Raw genomic sequence first — 18,481 nt, 5'->3', positions numbered from 1 at the left:
TGGTGTCCGTGGTATCGAGCGCGCGGAATCAATCTGCACTGAACTGCGGTTATGAGGGGACTCTCGGCCGAGTCGCGGATGTTCGGGCGTCGGGAAGATGACGCATTCGAGCTCTCGTCGGTTCATTCGTTCATGCGCCTTGGGGAAAGGTGACGGAAACATGAACGGTGGGCCTCTCCGGATTTTTCGGAGGGCCCTCCTGGTGGTTCCTGTTTCTTCCCTGGGTGCCGCCTATCCGCCGTTCGCGGTGTCCAGCCGGTAACCGATACCGCGGACCGTGTGGATGAATCGGGGGTTGGCCTCGGAATCACCGAGTTTGTGCCGGAGGCGGCGGATGTGCACGGCGATCGTGTTGTTCACCGGGGGGAGGGGCTTGCGCCAGACCTCGGTCCACAGCTCCTCGCGGCTGACCACTCTGCCGCTGTGTCTGAGCAGGAAGTCCATGATCCCGAACTCCCGCAGTGCCAGGTCGACCGGCTGTCCGTCCACGAACAGCCGGTGGCCGAGCGCGTCCAGTTCCAGGTCGCCCGAACGCAGCGCCGACGGCGCACCGGGAACGACGGCCGGAGTTCCGTCCGGGCCCGGCAGCGAGCCCCGCAGCAGCGCCGCCAGTTCGGGGATCCGGTAGGGGCGGTTCACGCACGCGGTCGCCCCCGCGGAGAGAGCGCGCATCGCCCGCTGGGAGTCGCCCGGGCCGACCCCGATGAGGATGGGGATATCCGTCGCCCGCCGGGTCACCCGCACCAGCGTCTCGAGGTCCACCTCAGGCGGCGCCGCGCTGGTCAACAGGGTGTCCGGGCGCATCAACCCCACGCGGAGCAGCGCTTCGGCGCCGTCCACGCAGACCGTGATGTCCACGTCGTGGCCGCTCAGCGAGAGCACGAGCTGATGCGACTGCTCGGACTCCGGTTCCACCAGCAGAACCCGAAGCGGACCTTCCGGCTGGTCCACCCGGTCCACCCGCTCCACCCGCACCTCGTCGTCCGGCGCGCCCGAAGGCGGGGGAACGGTTGAGGAAGGGGTGGGCGCGGGCATGGGCGGGTCCACTTCGTCGAGGGGATGGCCGGGTGGAACGCGGGGCGTTGTTACCCGAAGCGTCCGGAAATGTAGTCCTCGGTGCGCTGGTCGGAGGGCTTGCTGAAGATCGTCGCCGTCTCGTCGTACTCGACGAGGCTGCCGTAGCGGTCCCCGGCGTCGTCCACGGCGGCGGTGAAGAAGGCGGTGCGGTCCGAGACGCGCGCCGCCTGCTGCATGTTGTGGGTGACGATGACGATCGTGAACTCGGCCGCCAGCTCGTACATCAGGTCTTCGATCTTGAGCGTGGCGATCGGGTCGAGCGCCGAACAGGGCTCGTCCATGAGGATGACCTCGGGGTTCACCGCGATGGTGCGCGCGATGCACAGGCGCTGCTGCTGGCCGCCGGAGAGGGCGAAGGCGCTCTCCTTCAGCTTGTCTTTGACCTCGTCCCACAGGGCGGCCTTGGTCAGGGTCTCCTCGACCAGGTCGTCCATGTTGGCGCGCGAACCGTTGATCCGGGGGCCGTAGGCGACGTTGTCGTAGATGGACTTGGGGAAGGGGTTGGGCTTCTGGAAGACCATGCCGATCCGGCGGCGGACCTCGATCGGATCCACCTCGGGGGCGTACAGGTCCTCGCCGTGGTAGGTCACCTTCCCCTCGACCCGCGCACCCGGGATGAGGTCGTTCATCCGGTTGAGCGTGCGCAGGACCGTGCTCTTTCCGCAGCCGGACGGGCCGATCATCGCGGTGATCTGCTGCGGGCCCACCTTCAGGCCGACGTCGCGCACGGCTCGGTTGGTCCCGTAGATGACCGACAGGTCGGAGATGTCGAAGACGGGGTTGCCGAGGTCGGGGATCTCGCGGTTGTACCGGACGGTGTCGGGGGCGATCCCGCGGCCGGACTCGGTGCCGCGCGGGGTAGCGGTGTTGCTGACAGACATGGGGCCACTTCCGGGTCGGACGGAGTTCGGTGGTCCCGCGGGGCGAACCCGCGGAGCGCGGTCGGTACCCATGCAAATATGTCCGTGTGAAGCGGGGGTGAACGAACCCCGTGGCCGAGGTGAACGTGGGCGGTGGAGTGGGAAGCCCCCGGTGACGTTCCGGTGTCGCCCGGTCCGGGACAGGTCACTCCGTCGGTGCGTGCGCGGCGGTGGACCCGGCGGGTACGCCCGAGAACGGTCAGTCCTCCAGCGGGCGCGGGGGCTTGCCCCGCCTCAGGTGTTCGGTCATCAGGTCGGGGCGGATCCGGCGGACCAGTGCAAGGAGCCGGTCAGTACCCAAACGGCCGGGAGGCATGACCAACAGGACCGGGTGCCGGTCCGCGCTGAACATCCACTTCTTCCCGCCGGTCGGTACCAGTTGGGCCCAAGGAGGCAGCCGGAGGTCGGATCGGCCGCCGTAGAGGTGGACCTCGACCCGGGTGGTGGTGCTCCGGCGGCCCATGACATGTGCTTCGACCAGGTGCACGTCCTCCCAGGGCACGTGCGCGCTCTGCCCGTGGAACCACCACTTGGGGGAGCGGAAGAGGGTGATCCCGTGCCGGTCCACCCGGATTCCGTGAACGGTGAGGGTACGGGGCGCCAGCACGGTGAGGGTGATGAGTGCGCCCAAGAGGAGGAGCGCGAACACGGCGGAGAAGGCAAGTCCGGCCACCGATCCCGGTACGGGCTCCGCCGCCACTTCCAGCGCGAAGATGCCGGTCAGCAACGTCACCATGACGAAGAAGGCAGCCACGCACGTCAGCACCAGCCAGGTGCACACCTGGGGGCCGCCGCAGTCCACGGTGCCGTGGTCCGGCTCGTCGGAGGGCCGCGCAACCTGGTTCACGGCCTCGGAGGCATGGGCCGTGGCCTCGGGGAGCCGGTCGGTGGTCTCGGGGATCTGGCCAGTGGGATCGAGGGCTGTGGGCTGGTGGACAGGGGACGTGGGTTCGACCAGATCGGGCCGCCACACACCGACCGCGTCGATGATCCGCACGGTCTGGTCGGCACGGAAGACCACCGCCACACGGGGAAACGCTTCGAGGGTCGGCTCGTCGAGGTGGTCCCCGTCTTCCATGACGAACCTGACCCAGGTCGGTGAGCGCTTTCCGAGCGGAAGGTCGTACAGGTAGAAGGAGAGCTCGCGATCGTCGGCGCCGCGGTCCGACGTCTTGCGCATCCCTTCGGCCGCGTCGACGTTCACCACGGCCACGATCTCGTCCCAGGGCACGTGCAGGAGCCGGCCGCGCGACCACCACTTCGGCCGCTGTTCGAAGGACACGCCAGCGGCGTCGACACGGATGCCGTGTTCGGTGACCGCCCACGGGAGAACCAGCAGCAGAAAAGCCACGAAGCCCGCCGCTACCGCAGCCAGCACGGTGGAAACCGTGGTACCGGCGTCGGGGACCAGGGCGGCCCCCGCGAGTACAAGGGCGACGAGCAGACCGCTGCCCCAGAGGAGGAAGGTGTTGCCGAACGGCGCCCACACCGCTTGCTTCGGTCCGGTACTCATAGTGCGACCGTCAGGTCCGGGCGCATCGCGCGCACCGCGGCGGCCAGGGCCGCGTCGCCGCCTCCGACCGAGATGCTGATCCGGGTGAGCGGGTGATCCGGGGAAGCCGGTGACAGTGCTTCCTCGCGGAGGTTCACGGTGCACCATGTGGGTGCTTCGCTGACCGCGTCGGGTCCCTGGAGGAGGAGGGTGACCGTGCCGCCGGTCCCCTGGCCGCCCAGGGCGGCCCCGCGGACCAGGCGGATCCCGTCCCATGGAAGGGCAACCGTACGGCCGCCGAACCAGAGCAGCGGCTCTTGGATGAGGGTGAGACCAGAACGGTCGACCCGAACCCCCTGGCGGGTCATGCAGCGGGGAGCGCCCCAGACCACCCACCACCACAAGAGGGACAGGGTGACGGCCATGAGCACCGTGGCAGGGGCGTTGTCGAGGGTCAGCCCTCGGGAGGAGCCGACCTCTTCTATGAGCATCACTATTCCCATCGCGGAGTAGTACAGCACGACCAGCGCGCCCACCGTCCACCACCGAGCTCTGCGGCGCCGTGTGTCCACCACGACGGGGTCCGGTCCGGGATCCGCCGCGGTGGGCGCCCGGTGTTCCGCGGTGTTGGCGCGGCGCAGGGCATCGGTCTGTTCGACCACGGCCTCCCCGAAGAGGTCCGGTGCGGCCTCCCGCACCACCGCCACCAGCCGGTCCGCATGGGCGGACGGGGGGACGGCGAGGATCAGCTGCGGCCAGGGGTCGGGCCGCTTCCGGTCCCGGTCGGCCGGTGCCCGCGTGGCCCATTGCGGCAACGGTTGCTTCGGGAAAGGCGGCCGGTGCAGGTGCAGGCGGACGAGGGTGCGGCCCCGCCCCGACCTGCTGTGCCCCAGCGTGATGTGGTGGATGTCGGTCCAGGGGACGGCGGACCGGCGCCCGCTGGACCACCACAGGGCATCACGCAGGAGTGTGATTCCGGTGTGGTCCACCCGTACGCCCTGCCGCGACCAGGAACGCGGCAGGGCGGCGGTCAGTACGACCAGCCAGACAAGCGCGCCCGCACCGAGCGCCAGCATCGGGAATACCGCCGTTTCCTGTTCCCCGAGGGTCTGCCCCTCTCGCAGGTGGCCGAACAGGACGTACAGCGGGAGGGCCCCCATCCCCAGGAGAATGAAGACGGCGAAGAAGACACGCATGCTCCACGAGAGGGCTTGGTCGCGCCGCAGGCTCACAAACCCCTCGGGGGCGGTGCCTCCGCCGCGGCCCGTGCTCACATCGGCACCAGGTCGGGACGCATCCCGCGGAGCGCCGTGGCCAGTTCCCCGGTGTTCCAGCCGATCGAGACGGTGATCCGGGTGAGCGGGCGCTCGACGGAGGCGGGTGGCTCGGTGTCCTCGTAGGACGAGAAGGTGCACCAGGTCGGCGTGTGCGTGACCATGTCCGGTTCGTGGAGGAAGATCAGGACCACCTTCTTCTCCGAGTTCGCCTTGGCCCCGCGGACACTGGCGGTCCGGGCCATACGCACGTCGTCCCAGGACAGGAAGAGCGTGCGGCCCTCGAACCACAGCAGGGGTTCCTGGACCAGGGTGATCCCCGCGTTGTCGACCGAGGCCCCTTGGACCGTGAAGAAGCGCGGCGCGCTCCAGCACACCCCCGCCCAGAGCAGCAGGAGCAAGGCCGTGCTGAGGAGGTAGAACGGGATCGGCGCTCCGGGGCCCGTGCCCGCCAGGTCCGCCGCCGCCATCCGGGCGCACTGCCAGGTGCCGGATCCGGCGATGAACAGCGCGAACGCCCACCCCAGGGCACGGCGCGGGCGAACGTCCACCCATGCGGGGTCCGGCGCGAACCGGTCCGGCGTCTGTACGGGCTGCCGGGACTCCGGGCCGGACCAGCGCTGTGTGTCGGCGCGTTCGGCCACGGCGGCGTCGAGCAGGTCGGGGCGTGCCCGGCGCAGCAGTTCGAACAGCTCTCTGGCACGTGAGGGGGTGAGCATGTCGATGAGTAGCAGGGGCCGGGGCGCGGAGCGTCCCCACCTGTTCCGGCCGGCCATGACCAGCGGTGCCCACCGCGGCAGCCGCATCTCGTGGTCGGCCCGGTGCAGGTGCACCTCCGTGATGCTGCGGTGGCGCTCCCCGTCACTGCGGCTGCTGGAGGCGATGTGGTGGATGTCGTGCCAGGCGACGAACGCTTGGTGGCCTCGGAACCACCACCGGCGCTCCTTGACCACGGAGATCCCGTTGGGGCCCACCTGGACCCCTTGGACGGTCGAGAACTGGGGTAGGTAGGCGACCAGCACGCACATGACCACCAGTGCGGCGGCACCGATCCCCAGCAGCGGCAGGACGAGCTCCGCGGCCAGGATCCGGTCCCGGCCCGCGGCGACGTCCTCGAGAACCCTGCGGAGCGGCATCAGTCCCGTGAGCACGAAAACGCCGGTGGCCGCCAGGAAACCGAAGCGCCAGGTCCGGATGCGGCGTTCGCGGGCGCTCACGAATCCGGTGACGGCGGGGTGCCGAGGTGCGGTACCGGGATCCGGGCGGGTGGGCGGAGGGGGAACGGGCGCGGGGGGAGGCGTATCCGTGGGCGGGGCGGGGTGTCCGGCGTTCCCGGACGGGGTGTGTCCGGTGGGGGCAGGGGGACCGGGCTGGGCGTGCGTGTCCGGGGGTACCGAGTGAGCCTGCCGGGGTTGTGGACGGACGGCGGATCCGCCTTCGAACAGCCCGTCCGGGCAGTGGGTGCTGAGTGCCTCGACCAGTGGTCGGCGCTGTTCCGGTGCCAGGGGGATGCGCACGTGGGGGAAGTCGGCGCCGCCGACCCCTTCGGGGGCGAGCTTCAGCCACGAGGGCAGGATGTGCGCCGGCGGGGTGCGGAACAAGTACGCCGTGAAGTGCTGGATGCTGCCCTCACCGACCACGGTCCCGCGGGTGTTGGGGGGCGGCTCGAACCGGAAGCCCCGGGACTTGCGCCAGGGCACCGAGAGCTTGCGGCCGCGGAACCACCACAGCGGTCGCTGTACGAAGTCGACACCCTCCGGGCCCACGGCGATGCCCTGCGCGGTGAGCGACCGCGGCAGAGTCCAGAGCAGTGCCAGGGTCGCTACCAGCGCGGCCGCACAGACCACAGCGTTGCGGAGGAGGTCCTCGAACTCGGCTCCGGCGGAGCTCAGGAGGGTGAGGAGCGAGACGGCGAACATGAGGAGGGCGGCGACCATGCCGGTGACCCACAGTCCGCGGCGCATGCCGCGCAGGTCGAGCCAGGTCTGATGTTCACTGGTGGGGGAATACACGCAGCACAGTGAAGCAGAGTCGGCGGGTCCGTTGGCCACCGAGACCGCATCCGGCCACGTCCGCCCCGCACCCCCACTGACCGCGCCGACCGGCGCCGACGGGTATCGATACGGTTGCCACCTACACCCTGACCACCAAGTCGGGGCGGGCAGCCCGGGCGGCTTGGATGAGGGCGGTCCGCTGCGTCCACCCGGACGCCCTGCTTCGCCCAGTACTGGGGCATGGTGACGACCATGAACCAGGTGTAGACGAGCGATGCCAGAAGGATGATCCCGGGCACTGACAGGGGGACGAGGTCGACGGGTGAGGTGGCCGACTGGAGCAGGATCACGATCGGCGCGCCCATGAAGAGGCCCATGAAGAGGGCGGGGATCAGCCCCACGAACCATTCGAGCCGTCTCTTCGTGCGGACCTCGAACGGTGCCTGCGGTTGACCCGCTGAGGGGTGACCGGATCGGGGGTGGCCCGTCGCCTGCTGGTACCCGGCCTGGGGGTGGCCGTGGTGTCCGGGTACCGGGGTGTGGAACGTGGGCCGGGGCGCGGCGGTGATGTCGGGGCGCCAGGCGCGGACCGCCTCGACCAAACGGTTCTGCTGCTCGCCCGCGGAGGGGAAGGTCAGCCGGGCCAGCGGGCTGTAGTCCTCGCTCTCGGGGTTGTCGGCCCCCTCGGCCACGTGGTTGATCCAGGTGGGGGTGAGCTCCGTGGGCGGGGTGCGCCGGAGGTAGTAGGAGATCGAGCCGGCTCTGTTCTTGACCGCGACGATCTCGTGCCAGGGCACGGTCAGGGTGCGGCCCTTGAACCACCACTTGGCCTTCTGCTCGAAGGTGATCCCGCTGGCGTCCACACCGATCCCCTGTGCCGTGGTGACCCGGGGGACGGCACGGAACAGGAAGAAGGCACAGAGCAGGGCGAACACCAGGAGGAGGATCGTGGTCCCGAGCGCGCTTTCATCCTGGCCGACAAGGGCGGCGGTGAACAGCGCCAAGCCGAGCACCAGGACGATCGCGACGGCGCCGCACCCCCACAGGCCGCGCCGTTCCCGGCCGAGGTCCTCCCAGAACGGGGACGGCGGCGCCGACTGGGACGCAGGGGTCCCGTACCGCTGCTGCTGTGGGTACTGCTGCTGCGGGTACTGGGGTGGCGGGGCGCCGTACGGTGCCCCGTGCCGGGGGCCGGTGCCGTACTGCTGCGGCGTCGGCGGAGGGCCGTACAGGCCGGGCGCGTGTCCGGGGGGACCCATGGGCGGTGTGGGGTTCGGGCGACCGGGCTGGCCCCCGTGACCCTGGGGAGGGGGAAGCATGGCGCCAATTCTGGCATCGCTTCCTTCACACTGAGCGTGTACGGCCACACCCGGCCACCTGCGTCAACACAGGGAATGCCACCGGTCACCGGGGGTGGTGCCGGTGGGGTGGCGGTCTGGCACGCAGCTGCCCCGCTCCTGCCCCGGGAACCCCACCTCGGGGGCGGCGTCAGGCCCTGACCACCAGGTCCGGCCGAGCCGCGTGTGCCGCCTTGGAGAACTGGATGAGCGCCCGGTCCGGTGCCCTGACGACGATCAGCGTGAGTGGGTCGTCGGTGTTCGCCGGAGCCTTGTGATCCGCCCGGTTGTTGAGGACACACCAGGTCGGGGCCGTGGAGAGCGCGTCCGGGTGGTGCATGAACACGTAGACGAGCCGGCTGTTCTCGCCCAGCTTCTCCCCCTGGACCACGCGGACCTCGGTCCAGGGCAGGTGCGCGGTGCGCCTCGCGCACCACAGGAAGGGCTCCTGGACGAGGGTGATGCCCGATCCGTCCACCTTGATCCCCTGGCGGACCAGGCAGCGGGGCAGGGACCGCAGGGACCAGAAGCTCAGCGGCACGGTGACCAGGGCCAGGAAGAAAACGGCGACAGCGAAGGGGACATGGCCCGTGAGGGCCACGCGGACGCCGAGCACGATGAGGACCCAGGAACCCAGCAGCATCGCCGCGCCGATCGCCCACGCGCCGATCCGGTTCAGGCGCAGACTGATCCATTCGGTGGTGGTGCGCGCGGGGTGCGCGGCCCGCGGGGGCCGACCGGTCCCGTGGCCCCGACCGTGGTCCCGCGGGTGTGCCGACTGCGGACGGGCTCCCTGCCCCCGGCTGTCCTCCTGCCGTTGCCGGACCCCCGGCGCCTGAAGGGCCTCCTGTGCCCGGACGGCCCGCTCGACCCCCCGACCGCGGCTGAGGTCCGGAACGGTTCGGCGCAGGTGCTCCAACAGGGAGTACCGGTGGCCGATACCGTTCATGTTGAGTACCAGCGCCGACCGGTACGCGGCGGTGACGCCCCATCCCCGTTCGCCCTCCGCCAGCAGCCGGCTCCAGGCGGGCAGGCGCAGGTCCTGGTCCGTCCGGTGCAGATGGATCTCGACCACGGAGACACGGTTCTTCCTGGTCAAGTCGAAGCTCGACTTGGTGCTGCTCGAGTCGATGTGGTGGATATCGTCCCAGCTGACGCGTGCGCTGGTGCCGTCCAACCACCACTTCCGCTCCCGGAACAGCTGGATGCCGTCGCCGTCCACCCGCACCCCCTGCTTCGCCCAGTGCCGCGGCACGGTGGCGATCATGAGCCCGAGCTGGAAGAACACCGCGCAGGCGGCGCCCGCGGCGAGGCCCGCAGGGACGAGCACATCCGGCGGCAGGGCCGCTTCCAGCACGAGTATCGCCAGTATCGCCGCGGCGATACCGAGGATGAGGCTGACCGGGAAGGCCGTGAGGGCCGCAGTGAACCATTCGAACCGTCTTGTGGTCCGGATCTCGAACGTTGCCTGAGGCGCGCGGTTGGAAGGGGCCGTGTGATGGTCCGGGCGACCGGGGTGGCGTCCGTTGCTCCGGGGCGGGAGAGACATGCCACCGATTCTGGCACCGCGTGTCCAGCGGCACGGGCGTGCGGCCGCACTCGACCGAGCGCGGCACTGCCGTGCGCGCCGTCGTTCACCAGGGGTGGTGCGGATGGTTCCGGGTTCCGGAACGCGAACGCCCCGACGGCGCCCCCTGCCGGAGCGTCCGCCGGGGCGGTCGAAGTCTGGGTACCGCTCTACTGCTGGGCGTCGTCGCCCTGCTCGGCGATCTTGTTCTTGACTTCCTCCATGTCCAGCTCCCGCGCCTGGGTGATCAGGCTTTCCAGGGCCTCGGCGGGGAGCGCACCCGGCTCGTTGTAGATGACCGTCTGATCCCGCACGATCATCAGGGTCGGGATGGACTGGATCTTGAACTCGAACGCGAGTTCACGCTGCGCCTCGGTGTCGACCTTGGCATGCACGATGTCGGTGTGCTTGTCCGAGGAAGTCTCGAATACCGGGGCGAACTGACGGCAGGGTCCGCACCAGTCCGCCCAGAAATCGATGAGGACGAATTCGTTGTCCTTCAGCGTCTCGGCGAAGTTGTCTTTGGTGAGTTCGACGGTGGACACGTGGTCTCCTGCCTCTTCGTTCGTCTTGTTGGTGTCGACCGGTGGCCAACTGCCATCCTCCTGGGGGCTACAGCGGTCGTGCCCACTCGTTTGTTCCACATGCCTCAGGGGTGCTTCGGGCCCCCGCCGAAGCGGAGGTTTCCGACACAACACGTGTTGAATACCTGTTTGGGAGGAAAATCCGAACGCGGCTAGTGTCAGCCTGAGGGGCACGGGTTCACTGTCGTGACCAGTGCTCCCTCTGTGAGCTGAACGCCGAAACCGGGGGTGCCGATGAGCGCTGAGGCGCACGAGGGAGAACAGGTCGTCGACTACCGCTTCACCCTGGCCAACGAACGTACCTTCCTTGCGTGGATCCGTACCGCACTGGCTCTCCTCGCGGGAGCGGTCGCCGTACTGCACCTGCTTCCGCTCGGTTGGGACGAGGCGCCGCGCACGGTCGTCGGTCTGCTCCTGGCCGTCCTCGCCGGTGTGGTGACCGTGTACGCGCCGATGCGCTGGTACCGCGTACAGCGCGCCATGAGACGGGGGGAAAGCCTGCCGATGAGCGCGCTTCCGCTCGTGACCACGTTCGCGATCGGGCTGGTGTGCGCCCTGGTCCTCCTCGGCAACCTGCTGTGAACCGGCGGGTGGAACGGGACCCCGGGCTCCAACCCGAACGCACGCTGCTGTCCTGGCAGCGCATGCTCATCCTGCTCGTGGTGGTGGCGCTGCTGTACCTGCGCGGCCCGCTGGTGCCGGGATCCACCGTGGTGCCCGAGGTCGACCCCCTGCTCCGAGTGGGTGTCATGGCCTTCACCCTGCTGCTGGGCGCGGGCCTCGGGCTGCACCTGTGGCTGAGGTGGCGCCGTACCGCGTGCGGGCTGCGGGAACGGGACACGGGTGAGCCCCCGCTGAACGTGGCCCGACCGTGGGCGATGGTCGCGCTGAGCTCGGGTGTCCTCGCCTTGACGGTGACCGTGGTGCTGACGGTCATCGTGTCGTGAGCCGGCGACACGCACTGTGTACGGGCGGGGCCATGCACGGGCCCGGTCATGCCCTGTGTACGGGCGGGGTAGTGGCTTGGTAGGGCAGGGTGTCCGGCTTGTTCCCTGGTACGGGCGTGCCCTGTGACGGGCGGTGGTCGGGTCGCCGAGGCGGGGGCCGGGCCTCGTCACACCCTCCGTGGCTGTTCGGCGGTCAGTGGCCGACGGGGCCGTCCTGGGGAGGGGGGTTCGGGTGGCGGGGCACCCGACGGGACGTCCTCCCGGCCGACACCTACCGCTTCAGCGCAGTTAAGCCGGTGTCGGCACCGACGCGTTCGAACGGCGCTGCTCGACGATCGATCCGATGATGTCGTTCAGGTTCCTGGTCGGCTCGTAGCCGATCAGCCGAGCGGCCAGGGACGTGTCCGGGAACCGGCGCTGCATGTCCTCGTAGCCCTCCCCGTACGCCTCCTCGTAGTCGATGTAGGTGATCGCGCTGCGGGACCCGGTCAGTTCCACGACCCGGTCCGCCAGCCCCTTGATCGAGACCTCCTCGCGTCCGCCTAGGTTGACCGCCTGGTTGTAGGCTTCGGGGGTCTCCATCAACCGGGTCAGGGTGGGCACCACGTCGTACACCGAGCCGAAGCAGCGGCGCTGGGTGCCCGTGCCGTACACGGTGATGGGCTCGTTCGACAGTGCCTGGTCGACGAAGCGCGGAACGACCATGCCGTACCGGCCCGTCTGGCGCGGTCCCACCACGTTGAAGAAGCGCGTGATGACGCACGGCACTCCGGCCTCCACGCCGTGGACGTAGGCGACCAGCTCGTCGAGGCCCTTGGCCGCCGCGTAGGACCAGCGGCTCTTGATGGGCGAACCGTAGATCCGGTCGTCGTTCTCCTTCAGGCCGTTGGCGTCGTTCTTGCCGTAGACCTCACTGGTCGAGGCCACCATGTACGGAACGCGGTGCTTGACCGCGGACTCCACGATGTTCTCCGTTCCGTGCAGGTTGATGCGGAGCGAGCGCAGCGGGTTGTCGACGATGTTGTAGACACCCACTGCTGCGGCGAGGTGGAACACGGTGTCAGCTTCCGCGACGAGCTCGTCGACGAGCTTGCGATCCAGGATGTCTCCCTGGACGAAACGGAATCCGGGTGTGTTCTCCACCTGTGACAGGTTCGACCGCGACCCGGTCGAGAGGTCGTCGAGGACGACGACCTCGTGTCCCTGGGCGACTAGGTGATCGCACAGGTGGGAGCCGATGAACCCGGCTCCGCCAGTGATGACAGCCTTCATGGTTTCCCCTCCACTACGGGCGATGTGCTTGTTCTGTTCTTCAGGGGGATAGGTCTTCGCGTGTGTGGCAGGCGGGGGCTCGTGCAAGGCCCTGCCCGTCAGGCCAAATGGCGCAGGACGTGGTAGCCCTCGCCGAGGGCGACCCCGGCCTGCATCCCACGGAGGACGGCGAGGCTGCGCAGGGTGAGTTCGGAACGGGTGTGCGGGTGCTCGTGGCTCTGCGAGCCGTAAAGCTCCATTCCCTGGAGCTTGGCCAACAGGTCCTCCTCCTCGAGTTCGACGATGAAGTTGGGGGACTCCACTGGCTCGATCCGCCACTGGTCGGCGGCCTCCTCGAACGCCAGCACCAGCCGGGGATGGTGGCGCAGGCGGGTGTTCGAGGGGCGCAGCGCCGTGTGCACGGCCTCTGCTGCGGCTTTGTGGTCTTGGTTGTAGCTGGTGCGGTGCGGTACGAGCACCACAGTCGGCTTGATACGCGCGATCGAGAGCGGGCTCTCCCGCTCGATCAGCTGCGTCAGGTCCACCCGGGGGACGGCGTCCAGCCTCAGGTGGTGCGTGTCGCCTGGCAGGGCCATGTGCCAGTCGTCCCAGCGGAAGTGCTCCGCGGTCTTCTTGACTTCGGTGTAGCGCTCCTCCGCGGTGGAGTAGCCCTTCGGGGACTGGTCAGCGGTGTCACCGACCGTCAGGAACTGCACGAAGACCTCTGCGCCCGCGCGCTTGGCCTTGTGCATCAGGCCGCCGCAGCCGAGGGTCTCGTCATCGGGATGGGGGGAGTAGACCAGGATGCGTTCCTGTGACCAGTCCGTCGTCATGCCAGTTTCCCGTCCTTTGCCGAATTGGGTGGCGATCGGTGATAACCCGTGTCGTCGGGACCTTGCTGCACCCGGTGCACGGGCGGGCGGTGATCCGCCTGCTGATCCTTTCTGGGTGCCGAATCAGCTTCGGGATCTTGCCTGTCGGAGCACGTGCAGCGAGTCTGGTCCGGCGTTGAGTAGGAGATCGATCGCCGACAGGCGAGGCACGAATTCGTCGGCGGGTCCGCGTGTGTGCTGTGGGTACACCGGGTGCCGGAAGTCCTGCCACTCGATGTCCAACCCGTGGCGGTGCATGATGTCCGGGTCCAGGTAGTCCCTCGCACCGTCTCCCGAGAGCATGGTGTCCGCTCCGGCCTTGGCGCAGATCTGGGCGAGCAGCTCGCTCTTCTGCCCGGGGAACTCCCCGAGCTCGCTGGCGCGCAGGATCGGAGTGTCGATTCCGAATCCGCGCATCAGCATGCGCGTGGTCGCTATGGCCAGGTCTGCTAGGTTTTCCCACTCGGTCTCGTACAGTTGGGTGATTTCGTCACGGTAATCGGCCCAGTAGGGGGCCTTGCGGTAAACGTGTTCAGCAAGTGCCCTGTAGTGCTTGATTCTCCATTTCTGTGTGTTGTCTATCTTCTTGTCCTGGATGCGCTCGCCGCGGCTCGCTTGTGCGACTGGCACGGTAAGCAGCACGGGCTTGCCCTGCCCCGCCACGTAGTTCCGGTTCTGCCAACCACGGCGTTCGAACTGGACCGTGTCCAGCATGACGAACCGGTCGGAGCGGTCAATCTTGTCGATCAGCCCCAGCCAGGGCCAGTAGTGCGGCTGGTGGACCGCCGCGCGAATACGATCGGTGTCGTCCCTGGTGACGGCGGGTTCGCCGTTGCTGTGCTCCGGATAGTCGTGGGCAGGATCTGGCGAGGGGGATCGAGAGCCGCCGATCACGCCGGGCATTCTCCTTGTCTCATTGGGTCACTTTCGGCGAGGGTTTCCCGAGTCGCCTACTAAGCAGTATCGGATTGGCCCGGGGGCATGGCGCGCCTCCGGATGCCTCGCCTGAAATATCTTCTTATGGGTACCACCTCACGCAAGCCCGTGTATACGATTTGCGTGGCCTACATAGGACGCGAACTTGGGTGAACCTCCCGGTCGCGTAGGGCGTCAACCTAACGCCGACTTTGCGGGTTAATGTCGGTCCGAAACCGATAACTTTCGGAGGGTCCTAGGGCTGTGCGTATCGTGCGTTTCATCGGTGGCCTGCTGACCGGGTTGATCGCCCTGGTCCTGGCCGTCGCACTCTTCTTCTACTGGTTCGACTTCGCGACGGACATGGCCTCCGCCGCGGGGATCGGCGCCCTCGGCTACGTCTTCCTGTGGATGGCCTTCGGGCTGAACCTGCTGCTGTGGACCGTGGTCGGCCTGCTCCGGGTGACCGAGAGCGGGGCACGCACCGCCTTCCGTCGAAGGCCCGGCGACCAGTACCAACGGCGGGCGGTCCGCCAAGGGCAGGAACGCGAGCGGGTCCTGGTCGGAGCGGGAGGCCCCGGTGGGGGTGTCGCGCTGACCGGGGGCGGCCCCGGCGACTCCGTCGATTCCGTGGGCGAAGCGGTGGCGACCGCCACGCCCAAGGAAGTCGCGGTTCCGGCCGACCCCGAGGACGTCAGCATCGCCGTCATCATCCCGGCGCACAACGAGGAGCCGGTGATCGACGCCGCGATCTCCTCGGCGTTGGGCCTGTTCAACCGCTGGGACATCTATGTCGTCTCGGACTCGTCCAAGGACTCCACCGCCGAGATCGCGGCCAAGACCGGCGTGAACGTCCTCGAGCTCCTCACCAACCGGGGCAAGGCGGGGGCCATCGAGGCGGTCATCGAGGAATTCTCACTGACCGAAAACTATGACGGCGTCCTGATTCTGGATGCCGACACCGAGCTCGACGCAGGATACGTCGAAGGCGCCAAGCGTCAACTGACGGATCCGGACGTCGCCGCGGTCGCCGGGTTCGTGGTCTCCGAGTGGAAGCCGTGGGAGCGCAACATCATCGGGCGGATCATCTCCGCATACCGGGACCGCCTGTATTTCATGCTCCAGTACTTCATGCGTTTCGGACAGACCTGGAAGCGGACGAACGTCGCCTTCATCGTCCCCGGGTTCGCGAGCGTGTACCGGAGCAGGTCGCTACGGGAGATCACCGTCAACCCGCCGGGGCTGGTGATCGAGGACTTCAACATGACCTTCGAGGTGCATCGCAAACGCCTCGGCAGGGTCTCGCTTCGGCCGGACACCAAGGCCTACAGCCAGGATCCGTTCACGCTCAGGGACTACTGGAAGCAGGTCGGCCGCTGGACGCTGGGCTTCTGGCAGACCGTCCGCCGCCACAAGGTGTGGCCGAGCTTCTTCTGGGTGGCCCTCGGGCTGTACATCCTCGAGGTCGTACTCGTGTCCCTGATGTTCCTGCTCACCGTGGCCATCGCGGCTTTCGTGCTGATCGGCACCTTCGGCGGGGAGGTGGTGGCGGGGCTACCGTTCTTCACCGACGGGTTCGACGCGGTTACGGCCTTCCTGCCGCTCACCGCGCTCGCCATCGGTCTGCTGGTGCCCGACTACATGCTGACCTGCGTCATGACGATGGTTCGGCGGCGGCCGTCGTACCTCTTCTACGGCCTGTTCTTCTTCCCGATCCGCATGATCGACGCCTACCTGTCCCTGCGGATGATCCCGAAGGCCTGGACCGCCAAGTCCGACGGCCGGTGGAGCAGCCCCGTCCGGATCGCGAACAAGGACAAGTAGACCCGCTTCCACCTGCGCACATGTGAGATTGTCCGGCATCGGTCACCCCAAGGACCCGCCGTGCTGGGTAGCGCTTAGCCTCGATGGAGGGGACCCGACCCTCCTCGGGGCTGAGTTGTTGAATGGGTGGAGTCGCAGTGGACAAGAGACGTGTTTCGTTCGCGTTGTACCGGGTGCTCGCGTACACGACGGGTGTGTTCCTGGTGGGTCTGGTCTTCGTGGCCATGCCCGCGAGGTACCTGGTCGGAGAGACTTCGATGTTCGCTCTGACCGCCGCGCCCGAGGGCTGGGAACACTGGTTCGGCCCCGAGTCCCCGTTGACGCTCTACATCACGGTGCCGCACGGCTACGTCTACATGGCCTACGTACTCGTCGTCCTGTGGGTCGCCCTGGACCGGCGATGGGGGGCCGGCCGCACCCTGGGCGTCGCTCTCGCCGGCACCATTCCGATCCTCGGTTTCGTGGTCGAGCACCGTGTGGCGAAGACCGAGCAGGCGAAGGACCGCGAGGCGGAGCAGGCTGCTCAGGAGCCGGTGCCCACCGGTTGAGTCGAGTCCCCGCCGTTGTCCTCCGAGGCCCCACCCGTCCCCCGGGTGCGGGCCTCGGCCAGTTCACGGCGCATGAGGATGATCCAGAAGACCACGCCGGAGATGCCGAACATGCCCCACTGGACCGCGTAGCTGAAGCTCCGCCAGTTGACGGTGAACTCGGTGGGCGGTTCGGGCGGCGGAATCGCGGTGAGGCCGTCGACCGCCGGCTCCTGTTCGGGGAGGGTGACGTAGGCCGCGTAGAGCTGGTAGTCCCACTCGCTGACCAGAACCGCCGGAGCGATCCGTTCGATGGTGCCCGTGTCGGGCTCGCCCATCGGGAAGAAGCCCTCTTCGGACTCTTCGGGGGGCTGCAGCCAGCCGGAGACGGTGACTTCGCCCTCGGGGACCGGCGGCAGGTCGGTGCCGTCCTCGCTCCAACCGCGGCTCACGGGCAGGGCTACGCCTTCCTCGGTCACGAGGGGCAGGACGACCGCGTAGCCCTCGACCCCGTCGAGGCGGCTGGGTGCGAGGACCTGCGCATCGGGGTCGAAGTGCCCGCTGGCCTGGATCGCCGTGTTCGCGGTGAGGTTGGGATGCAGGAAATCACCGGGTTCGCCGAGCTCCTCCACGGTGACGGAGCCGGCCAGGTCCTCCACCGGGTTGGTGATGACCTCGCGGTCGGGTTCGAAGGCGCGGGTGCCCTGCCAGTAGGTCCCGACAGCGCACACGGCGACCACGAGCAGGGCCGCGAGGTGGAGGCCGAGCCAACGTGGGCTGAGGAGCGGTGATCTCACCCGACCAGGCTATGCGCGACCTCTGAGCGTCCGATCATGACCCCGGGTTGACGATGGCCACAACAGCTTGGCGGTTCACCACCCCAGGAATGACTATCACTTTAAGTAGTTTCTCGTGACAGAGGGTTGTTCTTCGGGGGTGCGGTGGGTAGTGTCTCAATCAACGCGGAACGACAGGTTCGTTTCCACGTGAGAGACCTTTCAGGCCTCGACTCCAGGGGGGAGGAGTCGCAGGCCGCTTCCCAGAGCGAGGGTTGCCTCCGTACTTTGAGGGGGGATACGGAGGCGACCCTCGCCACCTCGTCAGCGGGGCGGGATCACCGATCGGTGGTCCCGCCCCGCTTCTCGTGCGGAGGGTGGCCCGCGCGGAATGCTCTGTAGGACAGGCCCCACCGTTCGCCGGTGCGTCCTACCGCCGGCCCATGCGCTTGCGTCCGCACGCGCGGGTCAGCCCATGGTCTTCTGGCCGTCCAGGGACTCACGGATGATGTCGGCGTGCCCGCAGTGCTGCGCGGTCTCCCGGATCAGGTGCAGCAGGACGTCGCGGACGGTCCAGGCCGTCTCCTCGGGGAACCAGGGGGCGGACGGGAGCTTCCGGCTGGACTCCAGGTTCGGAAGGGCGCGGATGTAGGCCTCGGTCTGCGTCGCCGTCGTTTCGTACTCGGCCAGCACACCCGCCAGGGTCTCGTCCCCCACCAGCCGGAACGTACTCTCGTGGTGGTCGTAGGTCTCCTCGGACCCGTAGTCGACTTCCGGTGCGCCCTCTTCGATGAACCGGATCCAGCCGCGCTCCGCCTGAGACACGTGCTTGACCAGCCCGGCGAGGTTGAGGGCGCTGGCGGTCGGGCGCTCGGAGGCCCGTTCCTGGTCGAGCCCCTTGAGGGTGAAGAGCAGGAACTCGCGCTGTTCGGCCAGGAAGGACAGGAGTGCCTCCCGCTCGGTCCCGCCACCACCCCCGCGAGCGCCGCTGCTGTCGTGGTTGTGCTCCGCTGCCCGCACTGTCTCCGCCGTCATGGTGATCCCCTCTGGTCTGTCTCGGTACCTCGACCCTAGGAAGCATGGCGGTCAGTTACTGTCCTCTACTCGGTTCCGGCGGCCGCCCT

General features: G+C 68.4%; 16 protein-coding genes. 4 read left to right on the top strand and 12 right to left on the bottom strand.

Features of this window, described 5'->3' with window-relative positions; translation table 11 throughout:
- Positions 1 to 231 precede the first annotated feature (231 nt).
- From ACYVDG_RS19030 to trxA, 7 genes are all read right to left on the bottom strand, one after another.
- The gene (locus ACYVDG_RS19030) at positions 232 to 1,035 is read right to left on the bottom strand and encodes a response regulator transcription factor (RefSeq protein ID WP_460754554.1); all 804 of its coding nucleotides are present in this window, start codon (positions 1,033 to 1,035) and stop codon (positions 232 to 234) included.
- A 50-nt stretch (positions 1,036 to 1,085) separates the two neighbouring features.
- Entirely contained in the window at positions 1,086 to 1,958 is an 873-nt protein-coding gene (pstB, locus tag ACYVDG_RS19025; protein ID WP_460754551.1) for a phosphate ABC transporter ATP-binding protein PstB, read from the bottom strand.
- A 238-nt stretch (positions 1,959 to 2,196) separates the two neighbouring features.
- Entirely contained in the window at positions 2,197 to 3,510 is a 1,314-nt protein-coding gene (locus ACYVDG_RS19020) for a hypothetical protein (protein ID WP_460754548.1), read from the bottom strand.
- Entirely contained in the window at positions 3,507 to 4,763 is a 1,257-nt protein-coding gene (locus ACYVDG_RS19015; RefSeq protein ID WP_460754544.1) for a hypothetical protein, read from the bottom strand. The genes ACYVDG_RS19020 and ACYVDG_RS19015 overlap by 4 nt, the downstream gene beginning before the upstream one ends.
- A complete protein-coding gene (locus tag ACYVDG_RS19010; RefSeq protein WP_460754541.1) occupies positions 4,760 to 6,775 on the bottom strand; it encodes a hypothetical protein in 2,016 nt (671 codons plus the stop codon). Before ACYVDG_RS19010 ends, ACYVDG_RS19015 begins: the two co-directional genes overlap by 4 nt.
- A 1,470-nt stretch (positions 6,776 to 8,245) precedes the next feature.
- Positions 8,246 to 9,643, bottom strand: a complete 1,398-nt coding sequence (locus ACYVDG_RS19005; RefSeq protein ID WP_460754536.1) for a hypothetical protein — start codon at positions 9,641 to 9,643, stop codon at positions 8,246 to 8,248.
- A 188-nt stretch (positions 9,644 to 9,831) separates the two neighbouring features.
- A complete protein-coding gene (trxA, locus tag ACYVDG_RS19000) occupies positions 9,832 to 10,206 on the bottom strand; it encodes a thioredoxin (protein ID WP_460754533.1) in 375 nt (124 codons plus the stop codon).
- 273 nt (positions 10,207 to 10,479) lie between these two features.
- Between trxA and ACYVDG_RS18995 the strand changes: the two genes are divergently transcribed.
- A complete protein-coding gene (locus ACYVDG_RS18995) occupies positions 10,480 to 10,827 on the top strand; it encodes a YidH family protein (protein ID WP_460754530.1) in 348 nt (115 codons plus the stop codon).
- 8 nt (positions 10,828 to 10,835) lie between these two features.
- A complete protein-coding gene (locus tag ACYVDG_RS18990; protein ID WP_460754527.1) occupies positions 10,836 to 11,192 on the top strand; it encodes a DUF202 domain-containing protein in 357 nt (118 codons plus the stop codon).
- A gap of 288 nt (positions 11,193 to 11,480) precedes the next feature.
- Here ACYVDG_RS18990 and ACYVDG_RS18985 read toward each other — a convergent pair whose 3' ends face one another.
- From ACYVDG_RS18985 to ACYVDG_RS18975, 3 genes are all read right to left on the bottom strand, one after another.
- Positions 11,481 to 12,464, bottom strand: coding sequence for an NAD-dependent epimerase/dehydratase family protein (locus tag ACYVDG_RS18985; RefSeq protein ID WP_460754524.1), 984 nt, complete (start codon positions 12,462 to 12,464; stop codon positions 11,481 to 11,483).
- A gap of 98 nt (positions 12,465 to 12,562) precedes the next feature.
- Positions 12,563 to 13,276 (bottom strand): PIG-L deacetylase family protein, encoded by a 714-nt coding sequence (locus tag ACYVDG_RS18980; RefSeq protein WP_460754520.1) that lies wholly within the window; start codon positions 13,274 to 13,276, stop codon positions 12,563 to 12,565.
- A gap of 123 nt (positions 13,277 to 13,399) precedes the next feature.
- A complete protein-coding gene (locus ACYVDG_RS18975) occupies positions 13,400 to 14,218 on the bottom strand; it encodes a WbqC family protein (RefSeq protein ID WP_460754517.1) in 819 nt (272 codons plus the stop codon).
- A 276-nt stretch (positions 14,219 to 14,494) separates the two neighbouring features.
- Here ACYVDG_RS18975 and ACYVDG_RS18970 point away from each other — a divergent pair, with 276 nt between their 5' ends.
- Together ACYVDG_RS18970 and ACYVDG_RS18965 are read left to right on the top strand one after the other, a co-directional pair.
- Positions 14,495 to 16,054, top strand: coding sequence for a glycosyltransferase family 2 protein (locus ACYVDG_RS18970; RefSeq protein ID WP_460754514.1), 1,560 nt, complete (start codon positions 14,495 to 14,497; stop codon positions 16,052 to 16,054).
- Positions 16,055 to 16,176: 122 nt separating this feature from the next.
- Positions 16,177 to 16,602: a DUF3817 domain-containing protein gene (locus ACYVDG_RS18965; protein WP_460754509.1), complete on the top strand. Its 426-nt coding sequence runs from the start codon at positions 16,177 to 16,179 to the stop codon at positions 16,600 to 16,602.
- On the opposite strand, the gene ACYVDG_RS18960 is transcribed toward ACYVDG_RS18965, so the two are convergent.
- Together ACYVDG_RS18960 and ACYVDG_RS18955 are read right to left on the bottom strand one after the other, a co-directional pair.
- Positions 16,578 to 17,378, bottom strand: a complete 801-nt coding sequence (locus tag ACYVDG_RS18960) for an SURF1 family protein (RefSeq protein WP_460754504.1) — start codon at positions 17,376 to 17,378, stop codon at positions 16,578 to 16,580. The two genes, ACYVDG_RS18965 and ACYVDG_RS18960, sit on opposite strands and share 25 nt — an antisense overlap.
- Positions 17,379 to 17,825: 447 nt before the next feature.
- Complete coding sequence (locus ACYVDG_RS18955; protein WP_460754498.1) at positions 17,826 to 18,392, bottom strand: DinB family protein; 567 nt, start codon at positions 18,390 to 18,392, stop codon at positions 17,826 to 17,828.
- Between the last annotated feature and the right edge of the window lie 89 nt (positions 18,393 to 18,481).

The organism is Nocardiopsis oceani (genome assembly GCF_054777395.1).
Note: the sequence above shows the minus strand (reverse complement) of the source record. Positions and strands in the feature narration are given on the sequence as shown.

Coding starts and splice junctions, on each gene's coding strand:
- ACYVDG_RS19030 (WP_460754554.1), bottom strand. CDS start 1,035: ATGCCCGCGCCCACCCCTTCCTCAACCGTTCCCCCGCCTTCGGGCGCG.
- ACYVDG_RS19020 (WP_460754548.1), bottom strand. CDS start 3,510: ATGAGTACCGGACCGAAGCAAGCGGTGTGGGCGCCGTTCGGCAACACC.
- ACYVDG_RS19005 (WP_460754536.1), bottom strand. CDS start 9,643: ATGTCTCTCCCGCCCCGGAGCAACGGACGCCACCCCGGTCGCCCGGAC.
- ACYVDG_RS18980 (WP_460754520.1), bottom strand. CDS start 13,276: ATGACGACGGACTGGTCACAGGAACGCATCCTGGTCTACTCCCCCCAT.
- ACYVDG_RS18955 (WP_460754498.1), bottom strand. CDS start 18,392: ATGACGGCGGAGACAGTGCGGGCAGCGGAGCACAACCACGACAGCAGC.
- ACYVDG_RS18965 (WP_460754509.1), top strand. CDS start 16,177: ATGGGTGGAGTCGCAGTGGACAAGAGACGTGTTTCGTTCGCGTTGTAC.
- ACYVDG_RS18985 (WP_460754524.1), bottom strand. CDS start 12,464: ATGAAGGCTGTCATCACTGGCGGAGCCGGGTTCATCGGCTCCCACCTG.
- ACYVDG_RS18995 (WP_460754530.1), top strand. CDS start 10,480: ATGAGCGCTGAGGCGCACGAGGGAGAACAGGTCGTCGACTACCGCTTC.
- ACYVDG_RS18975 (WP_460754517.1), bottom strand. CDS start 14,218: ATGCCCGGCGTGATCGGCGGCTCTCGATCCCCCTCGCCAGATCCTGCC.
- pstB (WP_460754551.1), bottom strand. CDS start 1,958: ATGTCTGTCAGCAACACCGCTACCCCGCGCGGCACCGAGTCCGGCCGC.